This window comes from Mycobacterium gordonae (assembly GCF_002101675.1).
Lineage (GTDB): Bacteria > Actinomycetota > Actinomycetes > Mycobacteriales > Mycobacteriaceae > Mycobacterium > Mycobacterium gordonae.
Genome location: NZ_LQOY01000117.1, coordinates 1 through 26,543, shown reverse-complemented (window position 1 = coordinate 26,543; position 26,543 = coordinate 1). Strand labels below are relative to the sequence as shown.

General features: G+C 68.1%; 23 protein-coding genes. 11 read left to right on the top strand and 12 right to left on the bottom strand.

Features of this window, described 5'->3' with window-relative positions; genetic code table 11:
- From AWC08_RS18805 to AWC08_RS18790, 4 genes are all read right to left on the bottom strand, one after another.
- Window positions 1–923 (bottom strand): PE family protein (locus AWC08_RS18805; RefSeq protein ID WP_085088083.1); only part of this gene is annotated, 923 nt, incomplete at its 3' end.
- 165 nt (window positions 924–1,088) lie between these two features.
- Window positions 1,089–1,913: a hypothetical protein gene (locus tag AWC08_RS18800; protein WP_065132419.1), complete on the bottom strand. Its 825-nt coding sequence runs from the start codon at window positions 1,911–1,913 to the stop codon at window positions 1,089–1,091.
- Window positions 1,910–2,488, bottom strand: a complete 579-nt coding sequence (locus AWC08_RS18795) for a TetR/AcrR family transcriptional regulator (RefSeq protein WP_232008166.1) — start codon at window positions 2,486–2,488, stop codon at window positions 1,910–1,912. Before AWC08_RS18795 ends, AWC08_RS18800 begins: the two co-directional genes overlap by 4 nt.
- A gap of 295 nt (window positions 2,489–2,783) precedes the next feature.
- Window positions 2,784–3,326, bottom strand: a complete 543-nt coding sequence (locus AWC08_RS18790; protein ID WP_065132417.1) for a hypothetical protein — start codon at window positions 3,324–3,326, stop codon at window positions 2,784–2,786.
- Window positions 3,327–3,629: 303 nt separating this feature from the next.
- On the opposite strand from AWC08_RS18790, the gene AWC08_RS18785 reads away from it, so the two are divergent.
- Window positions 3,630–3,881: a hypothetical protein gene (locus AWC08_RS18785; RefSeq protein ID WP_065132416.1), complete on the top strand. Its 252-nt coding sequence runs from the start codon at window positions 3,630–3,632 to the stop codon at window positions 3,879–3,881.
- 2 nt (window positions 3,882–3,883) lie between these two features.
- Here the strand turns inward: AWC08_RS18785 and AWC08_RS18780 are convergent, their stop codons facing one another.
- The gene (locus tag AWC08_RS18780) at window positions 3,884–4,630 is read right to left on the bottom strand and encodes a class I SAM-dependent methyltransferase (RefSeq protein ID WP_065132415.1); all 747 of its coding nucleotides are present in this window, start codon (window positions 4,628–4,630) and stop codon (window positions 3,884–3,886) included.
- 131 nt (window positions 4,631–4,761) lie between these two features.
- Here AWC08_RS18780 and AWC08_RS18775 point away from each other — a divergent pair, with 131 nt between their 5' ends.
- The 3 genes from AWC08_RS18775 to AWC08_RS18765 are packed head-to-tail and all read left to right on the top strand — an operon-like array spanning window position 4,762 to window position 7,153.
- Window positions 4,762–5,757: a GNAT family N-acetyltransferase gene (locus tag AWC08_RS18775; RefSeq protein WP_142283662.1), complete on the top strand. Its 996-nt coding sequence runs from the start codon at window positions 4,762–4,764 to the stop codon at window positions 5,755–5,757.
- A 37-nt stretch (window positions 5,758–5,794) separates the two neighbouring features.
- Window positions 5,795–6,466: a DUF5642 family protein gene (locus tag AWC08_RS18770; protein WP_065132414.1), complete on the top strand. Its 672-nt coding sequence runs from the start codon at window positions 5,795–5,797 to the stop codon at window positions 6,464–6,466.
- A 27-nt stretch (window positions 6,467–6,493) separates the two neighbouring features.
- Window positions 6,494–7,153: a DUF5642 family protein gene (locus AWC08_RS18765; RefSeq protein ID WP_069435628.1), complete on the top strand. Its 660-nt coding sequence runs from the start codon at window positions 6,494–6,496 to the stop codon at window positions 7,151–7,153.
- Here the strand turns inward: AWC08_RS18765 and AWC08_RS18760 are convergent.
- Entirely contained in the window at window positions 7,150–7,758 is a 609-nt protein-coding gene (locus AWC08_RS18760; RefSeq protein WP_178132185.1) for an alpha-ketoglutarate-dependent dioxygenase AlkB, read from the bottom strand. The genes AWC08_RS18765 and AWC08_RS18760 overlap by 4 nt on opposite strands.
- Window positions 7,759–7,839: 81 nt before the next feature.
- Here AWC08_RS18760 and arcA point away from each other — a divergent pair, with 81 nt between their 5' ends.
- The gene (arcA, locus tag AWC08_RS18755) at window positions 7,840–9,063 is read left to right on the top strand and encodes an arginine deiminase (protein ID WP_065132412.1); all 1,224 of its coding nucleotides are present in this window, start codon (window positions 7,840–7,842) and stop codon (window positions 9,061–9,063) included.
- A gap of 51 nt (window positions 9,064–9,114) precedes the next feature.
- Here arcA and AWC08_RS18750 read toward each other — a convergent pair whose 3' ends face one another.
- Window positions 9,115–10,656 (bottom strand): dolichyl-phosphate-mannose--protein mannosyltransferase, encoded by a 1,542-nt coding sequence (locus AWC08_RS18750; protein WP_232008025.1) that lies wholly within the window; start codon window positions 10,654–10,656, stop codon window positions 9,115–9,117.
- Between the two features lie 54 nt (window positions 10,657–10,710).
- Here AWC08_RS18750 and rsmI point away from each other — a divergent pair, with 54 nt between their 5' ends.
- Window positions 10,711–11,574 carry a 16S rRNA (cytidine(1402)-2'-O)-methyltransferase gene (rsmI, locus tag AWC08_RS18745; RefSeq protein WP_065132410.1) on the top strand — a complete coding sequence of 288 codons (864 nt, stop codon included), beginning with the start codon at window positions 10,711–10,713 and terminating at the stop codon, window positions 11,572–11,574.
- Window positions 11,575–11,581: 7 nt separating this feature from the next.
- Here rsmI and AWC08_RS18740 read toward each other — a convergent pair whose 3' ends face one another.
- The 5 genes from AWC08_RS18740 to AWC08_RS18720 all read right to left on the bottom strand — a co-directional run bounded on the left by AWC08_RS18740 (window position 11,582) and on the right by AWC08_RS18720 (window position 17,456).
- The gene (locus AWC08_RS18740) at window positions 11,582–12,952 is read right to left on the bottom strand and encodes a hypothetical protein (protein ID WP_065132409.1); all 1,371 of its coding nucleotides are present in this window, start codon (window positions 12,950–12,952) and stop codon (window positions 11,582–11,584) included.
- A gap of 133 nt (window positions 12,953–13,085) precedes the next feature.
- The gene (locus tag AWC08_RS18735; RefSeq protein ID WP_069434575.1) at window positions 13,086–14,342 is read right to left on the bottom strand and encodes an aminodeoxychorismate synthase component I; all 1,257 of its coding nucleotides are present in this window, start codon (window positions 14,340–14,342) and stop codon (window positions 13,086–13,088) included.
- Window positions 14,343–14,456: 114 nt separating this feature from the next.
- On the bottom strand, window positions 14,457–15,362 hold the full coding sequence (locus tag AWC08_RS18730; RefSeq protein WP_069434574.1) for an RNA polymerase sigma-70 factor: 906 nt from the start codon (window positions 15,360–15,362) through the stop codon (window positions 14,457–14,459).
- Window positions 15,359–16,555, bottom strand: coding sequence for an NAD(P)/FAD-dependent oxidoreductase (locus AWC08_RS18725; protein WP_069434573.1), 1,197 nt, complete (start codon window positions 16,553–16,555; stop codon window positions 15,359–15,361). The genes AWC08_RS18730 and AWC08_RS18725 overlap by 4 nt, the downstream gene beginning before the upstream one ends.
- 106 nt (window positions 16,556–16,661) lie before the next feature.
- On the bottom strand, window positions 16,662–17,456 hold the full coding sequence (locus AWC08_RS18720) for an FkbM family methyltransferase (RefSeq protein ID WP_069434572.1): 795 nt from the start codon (window positions 17,454–17,456) through the stop codon (window positions 16,662–16,664).
- Between the two features lie 261 nt (window positions 17,457–17,717).
- Here AWC08_RS18720 and AWC08_RS18715 point away from each other — a divergent pair, with 261 nt between their 5' ends.
- From AWC08_RS18715 to AWC08_RS18695, 5 genes are all read left to right on the top strand, one after another.
- Entirely contained in the window at window positions 17,718–19,580 is a 1,863-nt protein-coding gene (locus AWC08_RS18715) for a putative bifunctional diguanylate cyclase/phosphodiesterase (RefSeq protein WP_065132424.1), read from the top strand.
- A 12-nt stretch (window positions 19,581–19,592) separates the two neighbouring features.
- Entirely contained in the window at window positions 19,593–21,287 is a 1,695-nt protein-coding gene (locus AWC08_RS18710; protein ID WP_065132404.1) for a hypothetical protein, read from the top strand.
- 156 nt (window positions 21,288–21,443) lie between these two features.
- Window positions 21,444–22,946 (top strand): tyrosine-protein kinase domain-containing protein, encoded by a 1,503-nt coding sequence (locus AWC08_RS18705; protein WP_069434571.1) that lies wholly within the window; start codon window positions 21,444–21,446, stop codon window positions 22,944–22,946.
- Window positions 22,947–22,978: 32 nt separating this feature from the next.
- Entirely contained in the window at window positions 22,979–24,415 is a 1,437-nt protein-coding gene (locus tag AWC08_RS18700) for an O-antigen ligase family protein (protein WP_232008024.1), read from the top strand.
- Window positions 24,412–26,355, top strand: coding sequence for an FkbM family methyltransferase (locus AWC08_RS18695; protein ID WP_082986110.1), 1,944 nt, complete (start codon window positions 24,412–24,414; stop codon window positions 26,353–26,355). The genes AWC08_RS18700 and AWC08_RS18695 overlap by 4 nt, the downstream gene beginning before the upstream one ends.
- Window positions 26,356–26,543: the final 188 nt, after the last annotated feature.

Genomic DNA, 26,543 nt, shown 5'->3' with positions numbered 1-26,543 from the left:
TGGCCGCCGACTCCGCCGGCCCCGCCGCCGCCAAACAACCCGACCGCGTGGCCGCCGACACCACCCACCCCGCCGGGGCCGCCACGGCCGGCAGCGGTACCGGGTGCGGCCATGGGGTCCGTCGCGGCGTCATAGCCGAGTCCGCCCTGCCCACCGGCGCCACCGGCACCGGCGGCTCCGAACCACTGGTAACTGGTGCCACCAGCGCCGCCGTGACCCCCCATGCCGGCCGCCGCCGTCGCCGAACCGGCCGCACCCAGACCGCCGACGCCACCGCCCCCGCCACCGCCGAAGACCAGTCCACCGGCACCACCGTTGCCTCCGGTACCGCCGGCGGCGCCGCTGCCCGCATAAGCGGTCCCGCCGGACCCGCCGTGGCCGCCGGTGCCGAACAGGAACGACGACCCACCGGCCCCGCCACTGCCACCATTGGGGCTGGTGGCCGTACCGGGCGCGCCCGATCCGCCGTCGCCGCCGTTGCCCCACAACCACCCGCCGGGCCCGCCGGCCTGCCCGGTGCCCGGCGCGCCATTCTCGCCCGGCCCGAACAGCGGCCGCCCCGTGAGCTGCTGGACGGGCGTATTGATGGCGTCTTGCACGCCGGCGGCCGCGGACGCAGCCGCTTGCAGCGGCGACGCGTTGGCGGCCTCACTGGTGGCATACAAGATCCCACCGCCGTTCAGCGCTTGTACGAACTGGTGATGAAATAGCGATACCTGCGCACCCACGGCCTGAAACTGCTGTGCGTAACCGCCAAACAACTTCGCGATCGCCGCCGACACCTCATCTTCAGCCGCCCCCACGATCGACGTCGTCGGGCCCTGCGCCGCGACATGGGCCTGCCTGATCGACGACCCCAGGCTGGTCAAGTTGGAAGACGCTGCGGCCAGCTCCTCGGGCGCGGCGAACAGAAAAGATGACATGTAACCCCCATCACGAGCCGGCGGCCAAGTCCGAGGAAATCCTCAAGACAGTGTCGAGAGGCTACGTCCGCCCGCTCTCGTCATCGGGGCACCTCTGCGATCTGGTGACAGTGGTCCCGTGCTTTAGGGACCTAAGTCCCACCACGTGAGGCCGAGATGACCCGTTCAGGGATGCGTGACCAGGTACGTCTCGTTGGTCAGCCCGGCGGTCAGCTCCTCCACATCGAACGGCCGGTCCAGCCGCGCATGCAGCGCCTCGACGTCGACGAGCAGGCTGATCTCCGCGGTCTGGCGGGCGAACAGCCGGCCGATCCACGGGTAGACGCGCCGCATCACCGCCCGCTCGGCGGGCGTGCATCGCGACGCGCAATACCCGACGTGACCGATTTCGTCGGTGAGGATCTCGGTGTAGAGCAGCTCAATTCGCTCCGCCACCGCCGGTTCGTCGGCGAACAGCGAAGCACCGGCGCGGCGCAGTTCGTCGAACATGATGCAGCCGGCCATCTCCGCGGCCCCGACGAACATGAAGCCAAGACGTGCGGGAATGAACACGCCGGTCTTGACAAACTGGCGCATCACGAATGGCGGCGGCACGACTTGGAAGGTGAGGTCGAAGACGTCCAGCGCGTACGCCAGCAGCCGGGTGTGGTAGTGCTCTTCGAGTTCCAGATAGACGTTCTCCGGCGGCAGATTCTCGTCGCTGTTGCGCCCGTAGGTTTCGCCGAGTCCGACGCCGAAACGTTCGGCCTGATTCAGCTTGGCCGTCGCCAGCAGGAACAACATCTTGCGGTCCAGCCCGGCTTCGGGCCGCCGGCGGCGCAGATTACGCAGGAACGTTGCGCGATCGGCGGGATGTGCCGAGCGCACCGGATTGGCTTCCAGGTCGTGAAAGAACCGCTCGCGGTTCGCCAGTCGCCGGTTGAGCAGGTCCGCTTCGCCGTCGCGCCTGGCCAGAAAGTCCCGGTAACCTTCAATGCTCGTGCGATTCATCGTGTCTCCATTCCTTTGACAATCGTTGTCACATAACGACGTAACAGGTCGCCGTCACGCGTTCCGGTGGCCAGCAGCGCGAAAAGCCCAGTGAGGAAGAACATTCCGAGTTCGCCGGGGTCGGCGTCCGCCGCAATTTCGCGCCTTTGCTGCGCCCGGCTGATCGCGCCGGCCAGAAATTCCAGGAGCGGGTGTTGGGCCAACTCGTCATCGGCCGGATGTGTCGAGGCGAAATGCAGCCCCAGCATGTCCCGTAAAACAACTGTGCCCAAGCGGTTTTCGGCCTCCACGACGTGTTCTATAAGTTGTGACAGCACCGACGTCAGATCGCTCTCGGCGACACCGAGTTCGCAGACGATCCGCAGTTCCTCGTTGCGCTCCAACTCGGCGAGGACGTGTTCCTTGGTGGGGAAGTGGAAATAGAACGTTCCTCGCACCACGCCCGCCGCGGCGGCGATGGCGCTGACGTCGGCGCCGGCCAACCCGCGCCGGGAAATCTCGGCCAGCGCCGCGTCGAACAATCGCGCCCGGGTCTCGAGTCGCCGGACTTCCCGAGCGGATGGCGGGGCGGTCACCAAGAACACGCTACATACGGTCACTGACGCCCGTCAATGACGACCGTCAGCGAAATCCGGCCCGGCAGTTCGATCCGGGCCAGCTAGGCGCTTGTTTGGATCATGCACGGCGGTGGGGAGTCGGGCATCTGGGCCGGTTCGCCGTCTACTACGGGGAGCACTACGGCCCGAGCCCGCATGTCACGCTTCGCGGCTAGGCGCCGCCTGCGCCGATTGAACAAAGCAGCGCGAGGGTTACAGGTGGATTTGAGCGCGGTCACACATCTGGGCGACCGAGCAGCCGGTCGGTTCGCCGTTATCCTGATTCGAGTGAAAATAGTTCGGGTGCAACTCTTTTGGTGCGATAGGTGCGTGCGCCCGAGGACACGGTGAGCACGATGCGGGGTGGCGGGTCCTCGCTACCGGCGGCGTTGCTCGCGGCAGCGGCGAAACGCTGCGCGTGCCGCAACTCGGTGAGGAAGACGGCGCAGCCCTGCGGCGGGATCTCATGAGGAACGTCGGCGCCGGCGATCGGCTTTTCGACCGGCACCAGCGAGGTGCCGTCCGGATCGGTGCGGATGGCCCAGCCCGAGACGCCAAACGGGGTCCGGCCCGCATTGACCACCTTGACGCCGATGATCAGCGGGATGTCCTCGAGCTGGTCGGCGACGGCGGCCAATGACTCGCGCACGTCGCAACTGGCGTCGTTGGTCACCAGACCGTCCGGCGTCAGCCGCCCGATGACTGGCGTGAGTTTCGGGCGGGGCCGCTGGCGCCGGTAGCCGGCCACCTGCCAGCCCAGCGATATCACCGCGAGCACCGTGCCGATCACCCCAAGGACGAACCCCGCGACGCTCACCGCACACTCCAGAAGTTGGCCACGAGTCAAAGTTACTGGCTGGAGTCGGTGCATCGAGGGAGGAGTGTGGCGAGTGAGTAGTTTGGATCGTCGCCGAAGTTCCATCGTGGCTGCTGCTGATAGTCGGCTCGCCGCTGGCTTCGTCGTCTTCAGCATCTGCAGTCACAACAACACCGAAGACGCTCCTCGGTAGACCTGGGCGTGCCGGGCCGAGCCTGATGAAGTTCCAAAATTCCGCTGAGCAATCGCTAAGACCGTGTTTCGGCGCCGGGATGTGTCGTGGCCCGGCCCTAGCCTCGTGGGATGAGCACCAAGTACTACCTGCAGAAGGTTCCGGTCGAGTCCGTCGAACCGGGTTATTCACTGGCCATCCGCGACGGCGGTCCGGACGGCGGCAAGTTCCGGCTTTTCCAGGTCGAATGCATCCAAACATCGCAACGCAGCGGACAACCCGTGATGATCTCCCTGACGTCGGAAACCGGCTCGGCGGTGGAATACGAAGCGGGTACCCCGGTGGTCCGGTTGTTCGGCGTCTGCGAGGCGGCCGCGTCGTAGCGTTACTGCGGTTTGGTTCCCGTGACGAACTGCAGGGCCCGCTGCGTCTGCTGTTCGACGTCGGTCAATCCGGCGTCATTGAACAGCTCGACGAAAGCGTCCTTGTCGAACATGGTGAGGCCGATCAGGCGTGCTGTGGTGTGCAGGGCGAGGTTGATGGGTGGTGGTTGGCCGGCGTAGCTGGTCAAAATGGCGATCCGGCCACCGGGGCGTAGCACCCGGATCATCTCGCGGGCCACCCGGAACGGCTCGGGTATCAGGTACAGCGCGCCGAAACAGCACACCGCGTCGAAGGTCTCGTCGCCGAACGGCAATTCGCGAGCATCGCCGCGGACATAACAGGTCCGCGGTCCGCTGTTGTCCTGCACGGCCCGGGTCAGCATCGGTTCGGAGATGTCGAACCCCACGGCGAGGCTGCCGGTGGACAGTCGCGCTGCCAGCGGCGCAGTGAAATTTCCTGGGCCGCAAGCCACGTCGAGCAGCCTGGTGGCGCTGCGCAGGTGCAGCGCGGCCGCCGCGCGGCGCTCCTCGGCCTGCGTGGTGACACCGCTGGCGAGATAGAACGACGTCGGACGCCACAGCCCTTCGTAGACGGCGGCGACGAACGGGCTGTTCATGGCGCGCTGAGCAAACGTCGGAACCGGAGCGGCCGTCGCTTCGCCCAACACGTCGAGGTAACCGTGCCGCAGCGTGGCGGGCTTGTTCAGCAGGCTGCGGGTCAGTTCGACCCGGTCCAGATTGTCGATCATTGTGGTCCATTTCGGGAGTCTTGCGTTCTACTGGCGACCTGCTGCCAGGCTAGTGCGAGTGCCTGCCCGTTTCTTGCAGGGGCAGCGGCCGACGCCATAACCTGAGGCGAATCGGACCCAAAGCTGGGTATGTGGACGGGATGGCCGAATTGGGCGGCGTGGGGGCCGAAGAACTTGCGGAGTTGGACATCTTCAAAGGTTGTCCAGCCGAAGACCTGCTACCCCTGGCGTCGTGTCTTGCTCCCCTGCACGCCCCGGCCGGGCAGATGCTGATGCGCCAAGGAGAGCAGGCCGTCTCTTTTCTGCTGATCAAATCGGGTAGCGCCGAGGTGATGCACGTCGGCGACGACGACACGGTCATCGTCGAACAACTGGTGCCCGGCATGATCGTCGGGGAGATCGCGCTGCTGCGCGATATCCCGCGCACCGCCACGGTGACCACGCTCGAACCGCTGACCGGCTGGATCGGCGGCCGGGACGCGCTGAGTGAGATGGTGCACATTCCCGGAGTTATGGACCGGCTCGTCCGCACCGTCCGCCAGCGGCTGGCGGCGTTCATCACACCGATCCCGGTGCAGATGCGCGACGGCAGCCAGCTGATGTTGCGTCCCGTCCTGCCCGGTGACAGCGAACGCACCGTGCACGGACACGTCCATTTCTCCAGCGAGACGATCTACCGGCGTTTCATGTCCGCGCGGGTGCCCAGCCTGGCGATGATGCACTACCTGGCCGAGGTCGATTACGTCGACCACTTCGTCTGGGTCATGGTCGACGGCAGCGACCCGGTGGCGGACGCCCGCTTCGTGCGTGATCAGAACGATCCGACGGTCGCTGAAATCGCGTTCACGGTGGCCGACGCGTACCAGCGACGCGGCATCGGAACCTTCCTGATCGGAGCGCTGTCCGTGGCCGCCCAGGTTGACGGTGTCCAAAGGTTCTCGGCGCGAATGCTTTCCGACAACCTGCCGATGCGCACCATCATGGACCAGCACGGCGCAGTCTGGCAGCGCGAGGACATCGGCGTCATCACCACCGTCATCGATGTGCCGCGCAAGCTGGGCTTGGAGCGTGCGATGGAGGAACAGATCAGGCAGGTTGCCCGGCAGGTGATCGAGGTGGTGAGTTGATCAGGGCTCAGGCCGGGTCACCGTGATATGAACGGGCATGCGGCCGTTCTGGTTTGGCCTGGTGTCGGCCTCGCTGCTGGCGGCCTGCGCTGCATCGCCCGCGCCTACTCCGTCGGTGAGCTCGTCGTCTCCCCGGGCTGCGTCGGCGCCGGGCGGTATAACGCCCGCCAACATTCGCCGCGTCGGTCGTGAGCTGCCGCCCGGATATGAGGCGTCCAACATCGCCCGTGCCTCGTCGCCCCGCGCCATCTGGGGATTGGGCGACCAGGCGTCGGCCAACCCGCCGGAGTGCATGGCGCTGGCCGATCCGGCGGCCGGGCGCGATCAGCCCGCGCAGGGCGTCTCCGGGTCCGGGTCGGGCGGCATCGTCGACGCGGTCGTCGTGGCCGCGCCGGCGGCACTGGCCCGTGATGTCATGGCCGGCTGCGCACAGTGGGACCTGACCGCCGGGCGTACCCAGGTGAGTGTGGGTCTGATCGACGCGCCGCGGGTGGACGGCGCGCAGACTCTCGGCATGGTCGCCGACATTCGTGCCGCCGCCGAATCTGGCAGCGAAATCGATTCGCGCGCATACACATTCATCGCCTACCTGGGCGGCTATTATGCATTCACCACGCTGACCACCGACCCAGGATCGATGCTGGCACCGCTGCCGGCGCAGTTCGCCTCCGATCTGCTGGTCAAAACGGTCGCTACGTTGCGCGGCTGAGCATCCGGGTTGGGTAGATTGGCCACAATGCTCAAGCTGGTGCTCGCACTTGGTTCGGTGTGCTTGCTCGTAGGCTGCTCCCCGGGGCCGAGCCCGTCGCGGCCCGCCAAGGGCGACATCGCCAAGATCCTGGACGTCAAGTCGAGCTTCGGACCGGACTTCAAGGTCACCGACATCACTCCCAGGGCGATCGACCCGCAGTTCTTCGCCTCCCGGAAGCTGCCCGACGGGCTGACCTTCGATCCGGCGAATTGCGCCAAGGCCGCCGTCGGGCCCGAGATGCCGGCGGGAGTGGAAGGCAACATGGCCGCCATCTCGGCTGAGGGCAACGGCAATCGGTTCGTGGCGATCGCCGTGGAGACCTCCAAGGCGCTGCCCCTGAACGACCCCGGCAAAGACTGTGCCAAGGTCGGCTTCTCCGGTGCCCAGCTGCGTGGCGCCATCGAGGTCGTCGATGCCCCGCAGATCGACGGCGTCCACACCCAGGGCGTGCATCGGGTGCTGCAGGCAGTGGTGCAGGGAGCGCCGCGAACCGGGGAGCTCTACGACTATTCCGCGCAGTTCGGTGACTACCAGGTGATCGTCATCGCCAACCCGCTGGTGGTGCCCGGGCAGCCGGTGGCCAAAGTCGATACCCAGCGGGCGCGCGATCTGCTGGTCAAGTCGGTGAACGCGGTCCGCGGTTAGCGGACGTCCCGGGGGCGGAACTGGATGCTGACCCGGGGCCCCGCGGCCCCGCTGGTCTTGGGAACAGCGTGCTCCCAGGTGCGCTGGCACGATCCGCCCATCACCAGCAGGTCACCGTGCGCCAGCGGGAACCGCAGCGAGGGGCCGCCGCCGCGTCGCCGCATCGCGAATGTGCGCGTGGCGCCCAGGCTGACGATCGCGACCATGGTGTCGTGCGAGCTGCTGCGGCCGATCGTGTCGCCATGCCACGCAACGCTGTCCGAACCGTCGCGGTAGCAACACAGCCCGACGGTCGTGAAGGGTTCACCCAGTTCACCGCCGTAGATGTCGTTCAGCCGCCGGCGCAACCGGGCCAGCGCGGGATGCGGAGGTTCTTCCACTGTCAGATCGTGGAAACTGACCAGCCGGGGCACATCGACCACCCGGTCATACATCTGCCGGCGCTCGGCCCGCCACGGCACCGTCCGCAACAGCGCCTCCAGCAGATCCAGGCCGTCAATCGGGCCGTCCCGCAGCCAATTCGCGCGGATGTCGATGAAGGCGCCGTCGCCGAGTTCTCTGCGTTCGTTGTGCTCGAATAGCGAGCCCTGCGCCGCGACAGCCACGTAGTCAAGTCTATCGCACACCAGTTCGATCGTTCGGCGTGTGACGCGCCGGACACCGGCCGCGCGGCTACGGTTTGAGTTGTGGGAGTCGAGCTGGGAGTCAATTCCGAGGTGGGCGCGCTCCGGGTCGCCATCCTGCACCGCCCGGGTGCCGAGCTGCGCCGGCTCAACCCGAGCAACAACGACCAGCTGCTGTTCGACGGGCTGCCTTGGGTGGCGCGAGCACAGGACGAGCACGACCAGTTCGCTGAGTTGTTGCGCGACCGCGGGGTGGAAGTGCTGCTGCTGTCCCGGCTGCTGACCGAGGCGCTGGAGCACAGCGGCGCCGCGAGGATGCAGGGCGTGGCCGCCGCCGTCGATGCCAGACGGCTGGGACCGATTCTGGCGCAGCAACTTTCGGAGTACCTGCGGGGCCTTGAGCCGGCGGAGCTGGCGGACGTGCTCACCGCCGGCATGACATTCGAGGAGCTCCCGTCCAGCACCCGAACCGGGGTGTCGCTGGTGCTGCGTATGCATCACGGTGCGGATTTCGTCATCGAGCCGCTGCCGAACCTGGTGTTCACCCGCGACTCGTCGATCTGGATCGGGCCGCGGGTGGTGATCCCGTCGCTGGCCCTGCGGGCGCGCCGGCGGGAGGCGTCGCTGACCGACATCATCTACGCCCATCACCCGCGGTTCACCGGCGTGCGGCGGGCCTACGAATCGCGCACCGCTCCGGTCGAGGGCGGGGATGTGTTGCTGCTCGCGCCGGGCGTCATCGCGGTGGGAGTGGGGGAACGAACCACCCCTGCCGGCGCAGAAGCGTTGGCGCGCAGCCTTTTCGACGACGATCTCGCCCACACTGTGCTCGCCGTGCCGATCGCCCAGAAGCGCGCGCAGATGCATCTGGACACCGTCTGCACGATGGTCGACACCGACACGGTGGTGATGTACGCCAACGTCGTCGACACCCTCTCGGCGTTCACCTTGCGGCGTGTTGAGGCCGGCGTGGCGATCGACGACGCCGAACCGTTCGCGAAGGCGGCCGCCGCCGCGATCGGCATCGAGAAACTGCGAGTCATCGACACCGGACGCGATCCGGTCGTCGCCGAGCGCGAGCAGTGGGACGACGGCAACAACACCCTCGCTTTGGCGCCGGGAGTGGTCGTCGCCTATGAACGCAACGTCGCGACCAATACAAGGCTGCAGGACGCGGGCATCGAGGTGCTCACCATCGCCGGCTCGGAATTGGGCACCGGGCGCGGCGGGCCCCGGTGTATGTCCTGCCCGGCCGCGCGGGACGCGCTAGTGGCTGAGCAGACGTGAAAGCCCCGATTTCGGCACGAAATCGAGGGCTTTGACGTCTGCTCGCCCAACTCAACGCCAGCTGGGTAGCCAGATCTCCATGTCCCAGGTCTGCTGGGAGATCGGCAGGCCGGTCAGCACCGGGAACAACCAGGCGAAGTTCGTCACCACCAGCGCCACATAACAACACACGAAGATCAGCCCCAGGGTGCGCCGCTCCTTGTTCTGCCGGGGTTGATGCAGGATGTCGCCAAGGATCAACGCGATCGCCATCACCAGGAACGGCCCCATGGTCGCCGCGTAGAAGAAATACATCTGCCGGTCGATCTCGGCGAACCACGGCAGCCACCCCGCGCAATAACCAGTCAAGACGACCGCGTAGCGCCAATCGCGGTGCACCACCGTGCGCCACGTCGTGTAGAGCAGCACCGGCACGGCCAGCCACCACAACGCCGGGGTGCCGACCAGCATCACCGCCTTGACGCACGACTGGGCCCCGCAGCCGGGGACGTTGTTCTGGTCGATGGCATAGAGCACCGGCCGCAGCGACATCGGCCAGCTCCACGGCTTGGACTCCCAGGGGTGGTGATTGCCCGCGGAGTTGGTCAGCGTCGCGTGGAAATGGAACGCCTTGGCGGTGTAGTACCACAGCGAGCGGATGGCGTCGGGCAGCGGCAGCACGCTGTCGGGGCCGATGGTCTGGCCGACCTGATGGCGGTCGATCGCCGTCTCGGAGGCAAACCAGCCCGCATAGCTGGCCAGGTAGACCCCGAACGGGATCAGCACCAACGCGTACAGCGAAGGGATGAGGTCGCGGCGCAGCGCTCCGAGCCAGGGCCGGGGCACCTGGTACTGGCGCCGGGCGGCTACGTCGAAGGCCAGCGACATGACGCCGAAGAACGCGATGAAGTACAGGCCGGACCATTTGGTGCCCAAGGCCAGGCCGAGCAGCACTCCGGCGCCGAAGCGCCACCAGCGCACTCCCAGCCGCGGGCCCCATACCGTCTCGGCGCAGCGGCCCCCCAAGAACGCATTGTGCATCCGCGCGCGCACCTGGTCCCGGTCGACGATGAGCGCACCGAAGGCGGCCACCACGAAGAAGGTGAGGAACCCGTCCAGCAGGGCGGTCCTCGCGGTGACGAAGCTGACGCCGTCGCAGATCACCAGGACTCCCGCGATCCCGCCGACCAGGCTCGAGCGGCTGATGCGCCGGACGATCCGCGTCACCAACACGACCAGCCCCACGCCCAGCACCGCGCCGGTGAACCGCCAGCCCAGTCCCGTGTAACCGAACAGCGCTTCGCCGATCGCGATCAACTGTTTGCCGACGGGCGGGTGCACGACCAGCCCGAACCCCGGGTTGTCTTCGATCCAGTGGTTGTTCAGCGTTTGCCAGGCCTGCGGGGCGTAGTGCTTCTCGTCGAAGATCGGCGTGCCCGAATCGGTCGGCGAGCCCAGGTTGAGAAAGCGCGTCGCGGTGGCGAGGACGGCGACGACACAGGTCACGATCCAGCCGCGCAACCGGTCTAGCGGGCCGAAATCGGCGACGGGCACCAACGGCGCCGGGCTGACCAAGGGGGGTGTCGCCGCGCACTGCTCAGGGTCCTCCCGCATGACGGAGGTTTCTCGGGGCGGGGCGGTCATCACGTCGATCGTAGGCTGTCCGTCATGACCACTGGGCGCCTGTTACTGGGTGCGACGCCGTTGGGCCAGCCTGCGGATGCGTCGCCACGCCTGATCGAAGCGTTGGCCGGCGCCGATGTGGTGGCCGCCGAAGACACCCGCCGCGTGCGCAACCTCGCCAAGGCCCTCGACATCACCATCGGCGGGCGGGTGCTCAGCCTTTTCGACCGGGTCGAGACCACCCGGGTGGCGACCCTCATCGAGGCGATCAGCTCCGGGGCCACGGTGCTGGTGGTCAGCGACGCCGGCATGCCGATCATCAGCGACCCGGGCTACCGGCTGGTCACGGCGTGCATCGAGGCCGGCCTGCCGGTGCAGTGCCTGCCCGGACCGTCGGCGGTGACTACCGCGCTAGTGGTCTCCGGCCTGCCGGCCGAGAAGTTCTGCTTCGAGGGCTTCGCCCCGCGTAAAGGGTCGGCGCGCCGGACCTGGCTGGCCGGCCTGGCCGACGAGCGGCGCACCTGCGTGTTCTTCGAGTCCCCGCGCCGGTTGGCCGCGTGCCTGCGCGATGCGGTGGAGCAGCTCGGCGGTGCCCGTCAGGCCGCGGTCTGCCGGGAGCTGACCAAGGTGCACGAAGAGGTGGTGCGCGGATCACTGGACGAGCTGGCGGCCTGGGCGGCCGGTGGCGTCCTCGGTGAGGTCACCGTGGTGCTGGCGGGCGCGACGCCGCGCGCTGACCTGTCGACACTGGTGACCGACCTGGTCGCCGAGGTGGAGAACCTGGTCGCCGGCGGCATCCGCGTCAAGGATGCGTGCAGCCACGTGGCCGCCGGATACCCGGACGTGCGTCCACGACAGCTTTACGAAGCGGTGCTCAAATCCCGCCGGGACGCCGAGGAGCCGGACTAGTAAACCCTCAGAAGCAGGGGCCGCCCGGGATCGGGCACAACGGCGGGTGCGGGATGGCCGGCAGCGGCGGCGGTGCGGGCAGCGGCGGCAGACCCTGGGGCAGCGGCGGCAGGCCCTGCGGTAGCGGCGGCAGGCCCTGAGGCAGCGAGGTGGGGATACCGGCCGCGGCTGCCATGGCCGGCAGCGCGGCGAGCACCGTGGCCGGGTCAACGCCCGGCAGCGCCGGTGCACCCCCGAGCAGCGCCGGCAGCGCCGCCGCCAGCATCGCTGGATTGACGCCCGGGATACCGCCGCCGGTCAGCGCGGGCAGCGCTGCCGCCAGCAGCGCCGGGTCGATGCCGGGTAATGGCGGCAGACCCGGAATGCCGGCGGCAATCGCCGGCAGCGCGGCGATCAGCGCCGCGGGGTTCACCCCCGGCAGGCTCGGCAGGCCCGGGATACCGCCGGCGGCGGCCAGCGCGAGCAGGTCCGTCGGCGAGACACCCGGCAGGCCGGGCAGGCCCGCGGACGCCAGCGCCATCAGGCTCGCCGGCGAGATGTCGGGCAGCCCCGGCAGGCTGATGCCGGGCAGGCCGCCGGCGGCGGCCAGACCGATCAGGCCGGCGGGCGAAATACCCGGGAGACCGGGGATGTTGAGGGCGGGCAGGCCCGGCAGGCTCAGCGCGGGCAGCGCCGCGGCGGGCAGAGCGGCCGCTGCCGACGGCAGCAGCATCGAGCCGAGCGAGCTGATCGTTCCCTGCGCCGCGGGCAGAATGCCCGACGACTGCAGGGCGTTGTACGCCAGCACCACGTAGGTGACCGCCAGCGCGCTCGTCGAGACCACGCTGGCGACGGTGTTACCCACGCCGAGGACGCCGTTGACGACGGCGGCGGCCGCGTTCACCCCGTAGGGGACGCCGGCCAGGCCCGCCACGCCGCCGGCGTAGCCATAGAGGTCCGGCAGGCCCGGGACGCCGACACCGGGGACCTGGCCGATGCCGGGCAGTGCCGCGTCGTTCGGGTCGTAGCCCGGGGGCAGCGCGTTGGCGGGAGATGATGCGGGCGGGACAGTGTTGTTCGCGCCGGGCAGCAATCCGGGTCCGGCGGGCGACGGATTAGGAGGTGTGTAGGCGGCCGGTTCGGCGGGCGGCTTGGGTGCCACCGCCGGTGATACCGGCTCCGGCGGCTCGAGGGCCGACGGCACGCCGTTGCTGCCCGCAGCCGCCGGCTTGCCGGTCTGCGGCATCAGCACCGATGCCAGCTTGTCGCACTGCTGACCAGCGCTGCAGGTCCCAGCGCCGGTCGAGGTCCTGCTCTGATTGGAGATCGTCAAGGGCGCAACCGCCAGCGCACCGCCCAATACGGCGGCAGCCGCCGCGCCCGCGATGGCAACTCTCATGACAGTCCCTTCCCCACACCCGCATCCGCGCGCGTGAAAACACGCGTCGATGGCAGAAGCTTATGCGTACCGCGGAGCTCATGTGGCCGTTCCGGAAAATCCACACCGTTGGGCTGCGCCGGGCAGAATTTGCTCAGCTAACTCGCGTCGCCGTTACCGACGTCGGCAGCCCGACCACCGGCGCGGCCTTGTGCAGACACTCCGCCCATTCGGCGTCTGGATCGGAGTCGGCCGTGATGCCGCCGCCTACCCCCAGCACCGCATTGCCGAGCGTGTCGAACTCGACGGTGCGGATCGCGACATTGAGCTCGCATCCCGCCACGGGGGAGGCCATTCCCACTGTGCCACAGTATATTCCGCGACGATTTCGCTCCCACTGCGAAATAAGCTGGCGGGCACGCAGTTTCGGTGTGCCGGTAACCGAGGCCGGCGGGAAGGTGGCATCGAGCAGCTGCGCCATCGGCAACTGGGCGGGCACCCGGGCCGATACCGTCGACACCAGGTGCCACACCCCAGGGGCGCGCCGGACCACCAAGAGTTCCGGAACCCGGACGGAACCTGTAATCGCCACTCGCCCAAGGTCATTACGCACCAAATCGACGATCATGATGTTCTCGGCGACTTCTTTGGGAGAGGCTCGCAGCGCCGACGGCCACGCATCCAGTGGCAGCGTGCCCTTGATCGGGCTGGACGTCACCACGTCACCGTGGCGCCGCAGGAATAATTCCGGAGACAGCGACGCCACTGCTCCCCATCGGCCCGCAACGTACGCCGCGCGCGCTGGGGAGGTTCGGGCTACGGCCTCGACAAAGAAGTCCAGCGGTGACCCGCTGACCGTTCCGGTGAACCGGGTGCAGACACAAGCCTGGTAAACCTCGCCGGCCCCGATCGCCTCCAGGCATGCCAGCACACCTTCGCGGTGTGCTGGACGGCTTCCCGACTGCCATTCGATCTGGCACATTGGTGCCGTTCTGGGGGTAAGTGCCAATGCATCGGCCAACCAGGCCGGTAGTCGTGCGCCGGACAGGCTTTCGTACCACCACTGCCCGTCCCGGTCGCGTCGCAAGACGCAGTCAGTCCAGCCGCCGGCAGCCTCCGGGATCCGGTGGGGCAGGCCGTCGGCTCCCGCGTCCGGGTAGGCCAGGAACCCGATCCAGCCGCCGCCCACAACGCCTACCTCGGCTTCTGCCGTCGCCGCAGGCCCCCCGGAGAACACGTCGCCCACGGTGACCGGCTGCACCGAAACGCTGGGCGCGATCACCGCGAGCGCGCCGAACCACTCACCGGTCAGCGCGGCCGGCGGGGGCAGGCCGAGCCGGCTGGTGGCGCGGCCGATGGCGCGCAGCACCTGCGGCGCACCACCCAGATCGCCAAGCCGGTCGATTCGCACCGCCCTAGCTTGTCAGAACGGTGCGTCCTGGCACGAGCACCCTCGCGAGCAGACGCGCAGGTACCCGCGTAAGGCCTTTTCCAGGGGCTTTTGTGTCTGCTCGCGCCCGAAACGTCAGCGCCGGCTGATCTGCCGGGCGTTGCCCAGCGCCACCAACTTGTCGGGATTGCGCATCGCGTAGAAGTTGGTGATCTTTTCGTCGACGATCTCGACCGTGATCACGCCCTCCATTCGCCCGGCGAGGTACAGCACCACGGCCGGAGCGCTGTTGCAGGTCACCGTCTCGACACGCAACTGGGCCTGCGTTTTGCGCAGCAGGCCGACGATCGCCTTCGCGACCTTCTCGGCGCCCACCACGGGCTTGCGGGCGGCGCTGACCTTGCCGCCCCCGTCGGCCATCCATACGGCGTCCGGGGCCAGCATGCCGACCAGCGCCTCGACGTCGCCGTTGGCCGCCGTGGCCAGAAACTGGGCGGTGATCTGCTCGTTGCGCCGGGAGTCGACGGAGCCGAACCGCTTGCGCCGCGCCTGGACGTGTTCGCGGGCCCGGTGGGCGACCTGGCGCACGGTCGCCACCAGCTTGCCGACCGCGTCGGCGATTTCGCTGTAGTCGAATCCGAAGACCTCACGCAGCACGAACACCGCCCGCTCGTCCGGGTTGAGCGTTTCGAGCAGGATCAGCATCGCCATTGACACGGACTCGGCGAGTACGACGTCGGCCGAGGCGTCCTGGTCCTCGAGCAGCAGTGGTTCGGGCAGCCAGGGTCCCACGTACTGCTCGCGGCGGCGCGCCTGGGCACGCAGCGCGTTGAGCGCCTGCCGGGTGACCAGCCTGGCCAGGTAGGACTTGGTGTCTCGCACGTCGGACAGGTCGACCTCGGCCCAGCGCAGGTAGCTGTCCTGCAGCACGTCGTCGGCCTCGGTCGCCGAGCCCAGGATCTCGTAGGCGATGGTGAACAGCAGCGGGCGCAGCAGGGTGAAGCGTTCTGCGTGCCCGCCGCTGTCCGATGTGTTTTTCACCGCAGCGCGGCCTGCTGCTCGGCGGAGAGGTCTGCGGGCCGGTCGCCGCCCTTGAGCCAGCGGTACCAGCCGGGCTTGGCGGCTTCCTTGCGCAGGCCCCACAGCGTGCCCTTGCACACCAGTTCCTTGATCGACGCCGCCGTGCGGCCACCGATGTAGAGGTTCACCGGGGTGTCGTCGCGGCGGGCCAACTGAACGGTGCCGAAGCTGCGCCCGACACTGATGCACTGCCCGGTGAACGCCTGGTCGAGTACGGCCGGAGCGGTCCCGGCGATCCGGGACAGCACCGTGTTGGCGGCCTGGGCGGCCAGGGGAATGGCCGCCTGGCAGCTCATCCGCAATGGCTGGTTTGAGGGTGCGGCGGCATCGCCGGCGGCGACGATGCGGTCGTCGCTGAGGCTGGTCAGCGTCTCGTCGGTGAGCAGCCGGCCCAGCGAGTCGGTGCGCAGCCCGCTGCGCGCGGCCAGGTCCGGGACGCCGAAGCCGGCCGTCCACACCGTCACCGCGCTTGGCAGCGTGGTGCCGTCCCCGAGCACCACCGAATCCCAGCGGACCTCGGTTACGGTCGCCGATTCGAGCACGTTCACGCCGAGTTTGCGCAGTTGCTTGGCCACCGAACGCCGGCCCGGCCCACTCAACGACGGGCCCAGGATGCCGCCGCACACCAGCGTCACCGCGCGGCCCTGTTCCCCGAGCTCGCCGGCGGCCTCGATGCCGGTCAGGCCGCCACCGACGACCGTGACCGGCGCCTCGGTGCGCAGATCCGCCAATGCGTAGCGCAGCTTCTGCGCACCCTCCAGCTCCGACAGGACGTGCGCGTACTCCGCCGCGCCGGGCACCGCGACCGGAGCGGCACCGGTGCTCCCGATCGCATAGATCAGGTAGTCGTAGTCCAGCGCGGCGCCCGAGGTCAGCAGCACCCGACGGGCGGCGGCGTCGATGTGGCCGGCCGTGTCCACGACGAGCCGGACGCCTTTGCCCAGCAGCGTGCCGTAATCGGCGGTGGCGGTGCCGGTGCCGGCGGCGAGCTGATGCAACCGGATCCGCTCGACGAACTGCGGCCGCGGGTTGACCAGGGTGATGTCCACGTCGGTGCGCAGCCGGAGGTGGTTGGCCGCCATCGTCCCGGCGTACCCGCCGCCGAGCACGACGACGTGCGCCTTCCGGTGGGTTGAGTTCGACTGTTCAGACATCGGTGTCTCCTTCTCGGTGTGCGGTTACACCCTTCAGACACCGCCGGCCGGCGATCCGTGACAGCAGGAGCGGCAAGTGTGAGCTGTCTCACGCGACCGGACTCGGTCAGGCGCCCGCCGGTTCGAAGACGAAGTTGTTGACGTACACCCCGCGTGGCGCCCAGTCGTCTTCGGCGCCACCGATATTGGCGGGATTTTGGTGGGCGGCGGCGTCGAACTCCTCGACGGGCCGGCGCTGGTCGTCGAGCCAGAAGTAACCACGGAAACCGAGCCCGCCCAGCAGCGCGGTGATGTCGGCCACGGCGTTGGCGCGGTGGCGTTCCTCGGCCTCCACCACGATGGTCGGCCGGTTGCGCCGCAATGTGTTCACGGCGCCACGAAGGACGGCCAGCTCGTGGCCCTCGACGTCGATCTTGACCAGGCCGACGTTGTCCAGTCGCAGGTCGTCGAGGCGTTTCACCGGGACTTCGATGGTCGCGACCGGCCCGCCGACCGCGGTGTCCAGGTCGTTGTCCTGGTCGATCGTGCTGCGTCCCGGGTCGGATTCCACCACCCGCATCGCCGTCACACCGGGCTGGTCGGACAATGCCACGGCCTCGATGCGCACCGGCGCGTTGACGGCGGTGAACATCAGCGCCAGATTGCGGGCCTGCGCCGGACGGGGTTCGAACGCGATGACCGAGCGCGACGAGGACAGCATCGCGATCGCGAACTCGCCGACGTCGGCACCGATGTCCAGCGACACCCGGTCGGGGTCGCACAGGGAGGCCACCAGCGCCACGTCCGGACGGGACTCACCCAGCCGCTGCAGGATCTTGAACTTGCGTTTCCAGAACATGTGCGGCGCGACGGTCTTGGCCGCCGGCGCGAGCAACCGTTTGGCCGATCGTGCGACAGACATCTGCCCGACCCTAGCCGAATCCGGCCCCGCGGCCCGAGGCGACCAGGCTGGTCAGCCGACTTTCCGCCAGGGCAGCGGAGGGCCTGCATGCTAGTCTCTCCTAACCAGGAATCCATCCGTGACCTGCGGCGGTCCGGGTAATCGGCCACCTCGATGCGCATCGGTGGGCATCGGATACGGCGGCCCCGAATACGGACCGCCACGGGTTGGTCACCCATAATCGACGCAGCCGTTGGACACGTGCACACATCGGAGGTCTCGTTGCCGCGCAGCTTGGACCTCGTCGTCACCTCCGTGGCCACCCAGCTCATGGAGGCGACCGCGTCCACCGCTACGCAGGTGAGCGAGCGGGTGCTCGCCCAGTTGGTTGAGCAGTTCGATGTGGACGCGAGTTTCCTGCGTCACCACGATCACGACATCCGCGCCTCAGTCCTGGTGGCCGAATGGCCCCCGCGCGACAACGTCCCAGATCCCGACCCGCAGGCGGTCGTCCACTTCACCAGCGCCGACCCGGTGCTCGCCCAGTGCGAGCACGGCCGCAAGCCGGTGGTGATCCGGCCCGACCAGAGCAACCGGTCGTTGCGGTGGGTGGGTGGCGCCAAGCAGACGGCGTCGCCGTCGGTGGCGGCCGCACCGCTGGTGTCGGGCGAAATGACCACCGGTGTGCTGGGTTTCGTCAAATTCGGCGCACGCAGGTGGAAGCAGGAAGAGATCAACACCCTCGAGGCGGTCGCGGCGCTGTTCGCTCAGCTGCAGGCCCGGATCGCCGCCGAAGAGAAGCTGCGGTACCTGGCCGAGCATGACGACCTGACCGGGTTGTACAACCGCCGGGCACTGGTCGCGCATCTGTCCGACCGGCTGACGGCCGGCAACCCCGGGCCCGTCGCGGTGCTCTACATGGACCTCGACCGGCTCAAGTCCATCAACGACTACCTCGGCCATACGGCGGGCGACTGGTTCATCCGGGTCTTTGCCCAGCGCCTGCGGGTCTGCGCCGGCAGCCAGAGCATGATCGCCCGGCTGGGTGGTGACGAGTTCGTCGTAATCCCGGATCAGACGATGTCGAGTGCTGCGGCCGAATCGTTCGCCCGCCGCCTGGGCACGATGCTGCGGGAGCGCCTGGCCATCGGCGGCCACCAGATCACCCGCACCGTCAGCATCGGGCTGGCCGTGGGCATGCCCGGCCGCGACAACAGCACCGATCTGCTGCGCCGCGCCGACGAAGCGGTGCTGACCGCCAAGCGCGCCGGCGGCAACCAGGTGGCCCTGTCCACCGACGACATGTCGCTCAAGAGCGCGTTCCGCAACGACATCGAGCTGCACCTGCAGGGCGATATCGACAGCGAAGCGCTGCTGCTGCACTACCTGCCCGAGGTCGACTTGTGGACCGGCGCGATTGTGGCGGCCGAGGCGCTGGTGCGCTGGCGGCACCCGATCTGGGGTTTGCTCTTGCCGGATTCGTTCATCGGGGTCGCCGAATCGACCAACCTCGCCGGTGAACTCGGCCGCTGGGTGATGCGCAGCGCCTGTGCGGAGTTCAGCCGGTGGCGTTCCAACGGGGTGGGGCAGAGCGCGGTGCTGCGTATCAACGTGTCGCCGGTGCAGCTGATCACCCGCGGTTTCGTCCGTAGCGTGGCCGACACGATCGAGGAGTTCGGGATCGACGGCGGCTCCGTCTGCCTCGAGATCACCGAGCGTGCGGTGGTGCACGACATCGAAGCCACCCGCAAGACCCTGTCGGAGCTCAAAGAGGTCGGGGTGCAGATCGCCATCGACGACTTCGGCACCGGGTACGCGGTGCTGTCGCACCTGAAGTCCCTACCCGTCGACATGCTCAAGATCGACACCGGGTTCGTGCGGGACTTGGGCACCAACGCCGGTGACCTGGCCATCGTGCGCGCCATCATCGGGCTGGCCGAGGCGTTCGGCCTGCAACTGGTGGCCGAGGGCGTCGAGACCCCGGCCGCCGCACTGACTTTGATGCAACATGGTTGTCACCGGGCGCAGGGATTCCTGCTGTCCCGCCCCGTTCCGGGCAACGCCATGGAGGCGTTGCTGGCCGCTCGCTGGATGCCGATGCCGTTCCTCGCCGACCGTGAGGCGCTGACGCTCGGCGCCATCTAGCTCACGCAGAGATTGGTTCGAACAATTAGGAAAATCACACTTGTCGCTGTCGGCTGCGTAACTGTCCTCGTCGGCGGCACGGCGCTACTGATCGGCGCCTGCAGTCGCTCCCACACCGACCCCGGCCCGCTGGCCGCGATGGCGAGCCCGGCGATCCCGCCGGGCGCCCAGGAGATATCCAACCCGCTGCGCGGGCAGTATGAGGACCTCTTGGAGCCGCTCTTCCCGCAGGCGGCGCCGGCCCAGCAGCGCTACCCGGCCTGGCCGGCGTCCTACGACGCCAGCCTGAGGGTCACCTGGCGACAGCTGCAGCCGACGGATCCGGCGACGCTTCCCCCGGACGCGCCCGATGACCGCAAGTTCGACTTCAGCGTCATCGACGACGCGTTGAACAAGCTGGCCGAGCGCCGGATGCGACTGACCCTTCGGGTGCAGTCGTACAACTCGTGCTGCAACGCCACCTACCCGAACAACACCAATATCGAAATCCCGGACTGGGAGCGGGCCAAGCCCGGCGCCAGCACCAGCTATCCCGCTGTCGGCAACGGGCCGGTGCAGGTGGTGCCGAACTTCAACGACCCCAGCTATCTCGGTGACTTCGCTCAGTTGTTGGCCGCGCTGGGGCGCCGCTACGACAACGACGAGCGGCTGAGCGTTTTCGAGTTCTCCGGGTATGGGGACTTCAGCGAGAATCACGTCGCCTACCTGCGTGACTCGCTGAACGCGGCGGGCCCGAGCCCTGACCAGAGTGAAGCGGCGCTGGGCTACTACAGCCAGTTCCGCGACCAGAACATCACCAAGGCGTCCATCCAGCAGTTGGTCGCCGCCAACGTCAGCGCGTTCCCGCACACCCAGCTGGTGGCAACCCCCAACAACCCCGAGATCATCCGCGAGTTGCTGGCCGACGATGTCACGAAGAAATTGGCGGCGCCGGTCGGCATCCGTTCGGACTGTCTGGGCGTTTATGCACCGCTGCCTGTGTGGGCCGAGTCGGGGCACTACGTGCAGACCTCCGATCCGGTGGTCACCGCGCTGAAGGATCGCCTCGGCAAGGCGCCGGTGATCACCGAGTGGTGTCAGCTCCCGGACGGGACCACGCCGCAGGCCTACTACGACAAGGGCCTGCACGACGTGATCCGCTACCACGTCTCGATGACGTCGAGCGTGAACTTCCCGGACCAGGGCGCGACGTCACCGATGGATCCCAAGCTCTACGTGCTCTGGGCGCAGGCCAACGCCATCGCCGGGTATCGCTACTCGGTGGAAGCGCGGTCCGGGTCGCAATCGCTGCAGGACCAGGTGGCATCCATCTCGGTCACCTGGACGAATTACGGCGCCGCGGCGGCGACCGAGAAGTGGGTGCCGGGTTACCGGCTGGTGGACTTCGCCGGGCAGACGGTCCGGACGCTGCCCGCCACCGTCGACCTGCGCGGCCTGGTGCCCGATTCGTCGGGCGATCGCAGCATCAACCAGCCGCCGCCGGCGTCGGCCACCGAGACGATCCATATCGAGCTCAAGGGCCTGGCGCCGGGCCACTACACGGTGCGGGCCGCGGTCGAGTGGCAGCAGCACAAGCCGGGCGGCTCGCACCCGGTGAACTATCCGCCCATGCAGCTGGCCCGGGACGGCCGGGATGACTCTGGTTTCTATCCGGTGGCCACGCTCGACGTGCCGCGTGACGTGCTGGCGGGCACCCAGAAATCGTGACGCCGGCGGGCGGACCATACCGATAGACTGGTCACAGTTTGTTTACCGTACTAAAAGTAGGTAAATTACCTGTGGGGGACAACTCGCTCCTCAATTGGTGAGGTGATCGCGCGGTAGGCCCAGCGAGCCCCCAGAGAGGCCCCAGAAAGGCATCGAATGGATTTCCGAACGTTCGTCCGGACCCTCCTGCTGCACTGGAAACTCTTCCTGGGTGCCGTACTGGCCTGCTTGGCCGGCGCGGCGGCGATCACGGCGTTTCAGACCAAGAGCTACGAATCGTCGGCGACGGTACTGATCTCGTTTTCCGGTGAGACCGACCTGATGCAGGTCTACCAGGGCACCCAGGCCGCCCAGGAGCGGTTGTCGTCGTACGCGGCGATCGCCGGCGGGCATGCGGTGGCGGACAAGGCCGTCGCCCAGTTCCACTTGCCGGTCAGTGCCGACCAGCTGGCCAGCCAGACCAAGGTGGCGTTCACCCCGAAGACCACGCTCTTCACCATCACGGTCACCGACACCGATCCGCAGCGGGCCGCGGCCCTGGCCAAAGCGGTGGCCGACGAGTTCACGCTGATGGTCGGCTCCCTGGGAGGCAACCCGAAGCCGACCGGCGCACCTGCCACGACCGCCGCGCCGACCACGTCCGCGTCGGCCGCTCCCGTCGCGGACGGGGAGCAACCGGCCACTCAACCCAGCGAGACACCCGTGGCCTCGACGACGTCCACCGATCCGTCGCAGACTCCTGCTTCAGGCACCCCGGTTCCGGTGGCCAGGGCGACGGTCGTCGAGCAGCCCGGCGTCCCCGACAAACCGGTCAAGCCGGTACCGGTGCGCAACATGGCGATGGGTCTGGTGGCCGGACTGCTGCTGGGCACCGGCGTCGCGCTGACCCGCGAGGCCGCCGACCGCACGGTGCGCGACCGCGCGAAGCTGGAAAACCTCTCCGGACTGCCGACCTTGGCCGAGTTGCCCGGGCACCGGGGCAGCGCGCCGCGATTCGGCACCGACATCTCCTTCGACGACGCGGTGCGCGGCTTGCGCGCCCGCCTGCTGCGGGCGATGGGCCCGGGAGCCAACCGGGTGCTGCTGACGGCGCCGTTCGGTGGTGAGGGCACGACGACGACCGCGATCAACCTGTCCCGTGCCTTCGCCGAACTCGGCGAGGATGTGCTGCTGATCGAAGGTGACACCCGCCGGCCGGTGATCGCGGGATTGTTGAAAGTCGAGTCGGGAGAGGGCTTGTCGAACGCGCTCTCCGACCCGGCGATCGCGACCGAAGCCACCAAGCCGACGTCGATACCCAAGCTTTTCGTGCTCGCGGCCCGCTCGGTGCGCCGGGAGACGCTGCCGACCAGCGCCTACGTCCCCGAAGTGCTAGACCGAGTACTGGCCGATGTGGCAAAGACTTTCGAGCGGACGGTGGTCGACGGTCCGCCGGTGCTGGCGACCGCCGACTCGGGTCTGCTCGGTGGCGCCGTGGACGCCACGGTGCTGGTGCTGAGGGCCGGACGTACCACCGAAGACGAACTCGCCGACGCGTTGACCGCCTTGCGGGCGGCCGGCGCCAATGTGGTGGGCACGGTGCTGACCGACGCGCGGATCGCTCGGCACACCAGGGCCGCGACGAAGACGTACCGCGCCAAGGTCAGTGGGCCGGCGTGATCCTCTATCTGCGGAGTCGTCATCGTTTGGTGATGGCCGCAGTCATGTTGGCGCTGTTCATGTTCGGGTGCTTCGTCTATGGCGCGCTGTCGGTCCGTAACACCACCCAGGGCATCCTGCTGGTCGGGCTGACGTTCTTCCTGATCGTCTACTGGGCGAAACCGGAACTGATGATCGGCCTGGCGTTGTTTCTGGGCTGTGCGGCGCTGCCGCAGGGTCTGCATGTGGGCAAAGTCATTGGGCCCGTGTCGATTTACGCCTCGCACGTGGTGCTGGTGCTGGCCATCTGCTTCGTACTGCCGGTGGTGCGCCTGCGCATGTCCGACTACCTGCTCCCGGGCATGTTCGGGCTTTTCGTGATTTACTCTGCCGCCGTCGGCTTTTCGATGGGACACAGCACCGCGATCGTGGTGCGGGAAACGACGTTCCTGTTGGAGATGCTGGCCGGTTTCGTGCTGGCGCTGGTGATCGTGTACGGCGACTACATCATGCTGTCGTTGCACGCGATCGCGTTCACGCTGTGGTTCTCGGCCGGGATGGCCATCCTGGGCTCCTCGGGCGGCATCCGGCTGGCCGGCCGCACCGAAAGCCTGCAGATGGACACCGGTGATGACGCCAACCGGATCATCACCTCCGCCCTGATCCCGGCTATCGCCGTCCTGACCGCGTTGGTAGCCGCGCAGATACTCGGCCGGGTCAAGCCCGCCACCTACCTGCTGCTGGGCCCGCCCGCGCTGGTGATCGCGGTGCTGGCCTTCACCCGCAACACGCTCATCTCGGTGGGAGTCGCCGCCGTGGTCGCGTTCTTCGCCAGCATGGGCTGGTCGGCGGTGCGCCGGGCGGCGCGGATGGCTATCGTCGCGGCCGGTGTTCTTGCGGTGACGATTCCTGGCGCGCTGTTTCTGCTGGGCGACTCCTCGGCCGGGGTGTGGCTGGCCAATCAGATCACCGGATTCAGTCACCGGGTGCTCGGCAGATCCTCCGGCGCGGCGCTCACCCAGGATCCCTCGACCCTGGCCAGATTCGAGGAAGACCGCCACCTCAACGAAGCGATCGCACAGGCGCCGCTGTTCGGGCACGGGCTGGGATATGCCTACCAGTTGCCGTTCGGCGGGGACGACCCCAACGAATTCACCCAGTCGCTGGGCACCACTTACGCCCACAACTTCTACCTCTGGTGGCTGGCCAAATCCGGTGCCACCGGGATGGCGGGTTTCGCCGTCTTCGCGCTGACACCGTTGGCGCGGGCGCTGCGCAGCGCGTCGGTGCCGGCCAAGATCAGCGCGGCGGTCAGTACCGGTCTGCTGGTGATGTGCATCATCGATCCGCTGCCGGAGGAACCGACCAACGCGATGACACTCGGCATCACGCTGGGCGGGGCGATGGCGTTCGCCATGCGGGGACGTCGGGGTGAGACGCCGGACGAAGCCGATGAGACCGCTGATGAGCTCGTAGGGGCGGCACGGTGACCCGCGTGTTGGTGGTGGGGCCGGCGCCCGCCCAGGCGGCGAGCCGTGGCGGTATGGCGACCGTGATCACCCTGATGGCCGCGCACCCCGATGCCCACGTCACCACGGTGCCCACGTATATCGAAGGGCCCCTGTGGTTTCGGCTCTGGATCGGTGGGTCGGGGATGTTGCGTGCCGCCTGGCTGGTGGCCCGCCGCCGGGTCGACGTGCTGCACGTGCACCTGGCGCACGGCGGCAGCGTGGTGCGCAAGGCGCTGCCCCTTGCGGTGGCGCGGTGGGCGAATGTGCCGGCAGTGGTGCATGCCCACAGCTACGACTTTGCCGGCTGGTTCGACGGATTGCCTTGTGCCGTGCAATGGTTGGTTCGGCGTTTGTTGGTGGCGGATCAGTGGCTGGTGCTCGGTGCCCGCCATGTCGAGGAGTACGCCAGCCGGCTGCGGCTGCCTGCTGGGCGGATCAGTGTGCTCAACAACGCGGTGGCGATCCCCCCCGTTTCGGTCGAGCACTCGAATGTGGATCGGGTCCACGCGGTTTCGCTCGGTCGGCTGGGCGTGCGCAAGGGCAGCTATGACCTGATCAGCGCCGTCGGTGCACTGGACGGCGAGATGCGCGCGCGGTTACGGGTCACGTTGGCCGGGGACGGGGAAGTGGAGGAGGTGCGGGCGGCGGTTGCCGCGGCCGGACTGGGAGACACGATTGATGTCGCGGGCTGGCTCGGTCCGGCCGCGCGCGACGAATTATTGGGTAGCGCTGACATTTTCGTATTACCCAGCCGCGACGAGGGCTTGCCGATGGCGTTGCTGGAAGCGATGGCGTACGGTCTGGCGCCGGTGACGACTCTGGTGGGCAGCATTGACGAGGCGATCACCGACCGGGTGACCGGCTTGGTGGTGGCGCCCGGTCGTCCCGAGCAGCTCACCGACGCGCTGAGCGAACTACTCAAAGACTCTGAGCTGCGAACCAGTCTGGGCGCGGCCGCCCGTCACCGCGCCGGTGACTTCGGGCTGGACCGCTGGTATCAGCGGTTGACGCAGCTGTGGACGGGCATCACTAAGGAAGGCGGTACCAGGGTGCCAGTGAAAGATGTGCTGCGGCAAAGCGATGCCGCCAATTGGGCGGCCAGGTATGTGACGGTGCGCAATGTAGGCCGGTTGCTGGGGCGCACCGCGATGACTGCGGCGACCGAGGCGCTGTGGCGCCGGCGGCGGGCACAGGATCTGGCCATGGCGGTGGCGGATCATTTCGCGCCTCGCGGTGCGACCGTCGTCGACGTGGGCGCGAGTTGGGGCCTGTTCACCTACCACCTGGCTCGCCGCGTTGGGAAGTCCGGACGGCTCTACAGCTTTGAGCCACATCCCGACAACGCCCCGATGCTGCGCAAGCTCGCCCAGAGGTCTGCTCACGTGTACTTCAGTCCGGTCGCGGTGTCCGACGACTCCGGTGCGGCGCAACTGCTGGTGCCGCAGCACCACAACCGGCAGGTGACGGCGCAGGGCAGTCTGGCCCACGGGTTCGACGGTCAAGACGTGCAGGTTCGGCAGATCGAGGTCCCACTGGTTCGGCTTGACGATGTGCTCGGGGGCGTCGACGTCGACTTCGTGAAAGTCGACGTCGAAGGGCATGAGATGTCGGTGCTGCGCGGCGGCGCCGAGATGTTCCGGCGTTGCCGCCCAGCGCTTTTGATCGAGATTGAGCAGCGTCATCTTTCGGTGCCGATCGACGATGTGTTCGGTGAGATCGAGGGGCTGGGCTATCGCCTGTTCTATGTCACCGAGTCGGCGTTGCGGCCTATTGCCGAATTCGACGTCGCGCGTGACCAGATGGACTTTGTCTCGGGTCCGGGCGCCGGCGAGTTTCATCCCTTTGCCATGCCGGCGGGGTATGTGCACGACTTCGTCGCCGTCCGGTCACCGGAGCTGGTGTCCGGGTTTCTGCGCTGAGGGCACCGTCCGGGGCATCCGATGCCGCGGGTTCCGCTCTGAGCGAAATGACTCGCCTGCGAAGCTCGTTGGCCGGCCGCGGGCAAGTTTGTTGTCGGTGCCCCGCAATAGAATTCGGGTATGAGTTGCGGCACCCGTGCGGACTGGGCGGAGGCGTTGGGTGCGCTTCGCGGGTCGGTGTCGCGGTT